Source organism: Sinomonas sp. G460-2 (genome assembly GCF_047759905.1).
In the GTDB taxonomy this organism is placed as follows: Bacteria; Actinomycetota; Actinomycetes; order Actinomycetales; family Micrococcaceae; genus Sinomonas.
Genome location: NZ_JBKZWT010000404.1, coordinates 1 through 2,752, shown reverse-complemented (window position 1 = coordinate 2,752; position 2,752 = coordinate 1). Strand labels below are relative to the sequence as shown.

At 73.5% G+C, this 2,752-nt stretch carries 3 protein-coding genes; 2 read left to right on the top strand and 1 reads right to left on the bottom strand.

Going from position 1 to position 2,752, the window contains the following annotated elements:
• Window positions 1–1,082, bottom strand: a 1,082-nt coding sequence (locus tag ACLN58_RS20520) for a pyridoxal-phosphate-dependent aminotransferase family protein (protein ID WP_415857081.1), incomplete at its 3' end; no start/stop codon positions are given.
• A gap of 93 nt (window positions 1,083–1,175) precedes the next feature.
• Here ACLN58_RS20520 and ACLN58_RS20515 point away from each other — a divergent pair.
• A complete protein-coding gene (locus tag ACLN58_RS20515) occupies window positions 1,176–2,048 on the top strand; it encodes an MTAP family purine nucleoside phosphorylase (protein WP_415857080.1) in 873 nt (290 codons plus the stop codon).
• Window positions 2,045–2,752 (top strand): NAD-dependent epimerase/dehydratase family protein (locus ACLN58_RS20510; RefSeq protein ID WP_415857079.1); only part of this gene is annotated, 708 nt, incomplete at its 3' end. The genes ACLN58_RS20515 and ACLN58_RS20510, both read left to right, overlap by 4 nt.

Below are 2,752 nucleotides of genomic sequence, written 5' to 3'. Positions count from 1 at the left end.
GCTTCCTCGAGCGCGCCGAGGATGAGCGTCACTGAGGCGGGGCTCGCGTTCGGCCCCATGAGGCCGATCCGCCACACCGTGCTCGCGAACTCCCCGACTCCCGCGCCGATCTCGATGCTGTACCGCTCGAGGAGGAGCTCGCGCACGCGGGCGGAGTAGACGCCCTCGGGGACCTTGACGGTCGTGAGGCTGGGCAACCGGTGGCCCTCCGCGGCGAAGAGCTCGAGGCCCATCGCCTCGAGCCCGTCCCGCAGCTCCGCGCCCGCCGCCTCGTGCCGCGCCCACACGTTCTCGAGCCCCTCCGCGAGGATCCGGTCGAGGCCGGCCTCGAGCCCCGCGACCATCGTCACGGGCGCGGTGTGGTGGTACGTGCGCGTGTGCCCCTCGGCCGCGCCGACGTACCCGCCGAGGAGCCCGATGTCGAAGTACCACGAGCGGGGATCGGCGATGCGGCGCTCGAACGCGCGCTCCGAGACCGTGAACGGCGAGAGCCCGGGCGGGACCCCGAGGCATTTCTGCGTCCCGGCGTAGCCGATGTCGATGCCCCACTCGTCGGCGCGCAGCTCGAGGCCGCCGATCGACGTGACGGCGTCGACGAGCAGGAGTGCGTCGCCCTTGCCGGCGCCGAGCGCGGCGATGTCCGAGCGCACGCCCGTGGACGTCTCCGCGTGCACGGCGGCGATGATCTTGGGGTGCGGGTGCGCGGACAGGACGCGGTCGACGTCGACCGGCTGGCCCCACGCGTGGTCCACGCGGACCACCTCGGCCCCGCAGCGCCGCGCGATCTCGCACAGGCGCTCGCCGAACATCCCGTTGACCGCGATCACGGCCACGTCCCCGTCCGAGACCATGTTGACGAGCGCGGCCTCCATCCCGCCCGAGCCGGTCGCGCTGAGCGGCCACGTCCGCGCGTTCCGCGTGCCCCACACGGCGCGGAGCCCCTCCGAGACGCGGTCCAGGCGGTCGATGAACGCCGGGTCCAGATGCCCGATCACCGCGTGCGACAGCGCAGCCATGACCTCGGGGTAGGCGTTGCCCGGCCCAGGCCCGAACAGGTAGCGGTACGGCAGGATCTCAGGCACGGCTTCACTGTCTCACACGGCAGGCCCCGAACTGTCACGGAATCGTAAGGCGAGCGCCGCCGGTCGAGCGCGGGTACCCGACACGATGGGACTGTGGAAGGCATCAACGCAGCGGCCCGTGTCGCGATCATCGGCGGCTCCGGCCTGTACCGGCTTGAAGGCGGGGCCGAGGAAGTCGACATCCCGACCCCGTACGGACCCACGTCGGGCGCGATCTCACTCGTCGACTCGGGCGGCACGACGATCGCGTTCCTCGCCCGGCACGGCCGCGGCCACACGGTCGCGCCCCAGGCGGTCAACTACCGGGCCAACCTGTGGGCGCTCAAACGGCTCGGCGTCTCGGCGGTCTTCGCGTCCGCGGCGTGCGGGGGCCTCGTTCCCGAGCTCGCTCCGGGATCGTACGCGATCCCTGACCAGTTCATCGACCGGACGTGGGGGCGGCGCGACACGTTCTTCGACGGCGACGGCGACGGCGACGGTCCGGGTGCGGCTGCCGGCGTCCAGCACCTGCCGGCCTCGGACCCGTACTGCCCGGATCTGAGGCGGGTCCTCGCGGCGGCGATGGACCGGGCGCAGCTTCCTCACCGGCCCACGGCGACGATGGCGGTCATCAACGGCCCACGCTTCTCGACCCGCGCCGAGTCCCGCTGGCTCGCCCAAGCCGGGGCGCACGTGGTCGGGATGACGCAGTACCCCGAGGCCGTCCTCGCGGCCGAGCTCGGGATGGGCTATGCGGCCCTCGCGTTCGTCACGGACTCCGACGCGGGCGAGCACGCCGCCGAGGCCGTGACCGCCGACGCCGTGTGGGCGCGCCTGAGCGAGGCCGGCAAGGTCTTCGAGCGCGTCCTCACCGCAGCGGCTCGTCGCGTCCCGGGCGACTACGAGCCCCGCAGGCTCCTCCCTGAGCCCGCTGTCCGCGCCGTCATGACGGCTCCGCTCCCGGCGACAGCGGAATCCCGGCCGTGAGGCTCCTCGTCACGGGCGGGGCGGGATTCATCGGCTCGGCGGTCGTGCGAGCGGCGCTCGCCGACGGCTGGGAGGTCCGCGTCCTCGACCTCGCGCCGCGCCCCGAGCGTGAGGAAGAAGCGGACGACGGCGTCCGGTACCTCCGCGGCGACGTCGCCGACGCGGGGGTCCTCGATGCGGCGCTCGGGGGAGTCGACGTCGTCTGCCATCTCGCGGCGAAGGTGGGGCTCGAGCAGGGGATGGGGGACGCGCCGTCATATGTGAGCACGAATGTGCTCGGTACGGCCCAGCTCGTGCCCGCGCTCGTCCGCCATGGGATCCGCGGCCTCGTGCTCGCCTCGTCCATGGTCGTGTACGGCGATGGGACGTATGTTCACCCGGTAACGGGCCGCAGCGTGAGGCCCGCACCGCGGCGGGAGGCGGACCTTGCGGGGGGCCTCTTCGAACCGCGCGATCCGGACGACGGCGCAATCCTCCTCCCAGCGCTGACCACCGAGGACGCGCCGACGGATCCGCGCAGCGTCTACGCGCTCAGCAAGCTCGCGCAGGAGCACCTCGTCGCGGCGTGGGCCCGCTCGGGCGGGGGCGCCGCCGTCGCACTCCGCTACCACAACGTCTACGGACCCGGACTGCCGCGCAACACGCCCTACGCGGGCGTCGCGGCGCTCTTTGCCTCCGCCGCAGCCCGCGGCGAGGCCCCGCAG